General features: G+C 43.3%; 1 protein-coding gene. It reads left to right on the top strand.

Annotated features, from left to right (window positions below; all coding sequences use genetic code 11):
• The coding region (locus CWB80_RS22040) for a DDE-type integrase/transposase/recombinase (protein WP_171041579.1) at positions 1-365 on the top strand (365 nt) is incomplete at both ends.

Below are 365 nucleotides of genomic sequence, written 5' to 3'. Positions count from 1 at the left end.
GGCATTCCTGGTTATAGAAAGCTTTGGGAGGCTGCGGTAGCGCATGGCTTTGATTGTAGTAAAGGGCGTGTGCAGAGACTATTACAAAGCGTTGGCTATCGTTCAAAATCAGGTAAGAGACGCTATACAAGTCGCGCGAAGAAAGAAGGTACAATCAAAGCGAGTAATTTATTACGACGCCAGTTTAATGTTGATACAGCAAATACCGTGTGGGTATCAGATATCACACAAGTACGCTGTAAAGATGGTTGGCAGTATTTATGCGTCATCATTGATTTGTATTCTCGTAAGGTTGTTGGCTGGGTAACAAGCCGGATAAACAACGCCGAGTTAGTTATTAAAACCCTGAGAAAAGCATGGTACGC

Origin of the sequence: Pseudoalteromonas sp. S1650, assembly GCF_005887195.1 — a bacterium.
GTDB lineage: Bacteria > Pseudomonadota > Gammaproteobacteria > Enterobacterales > Alteromonadaceae > Pseudoalteromonas > Pseudoalteromonas simplex.
This window is presented reverse-complemented; position numbering and strand designations above follow the sequence as displayed.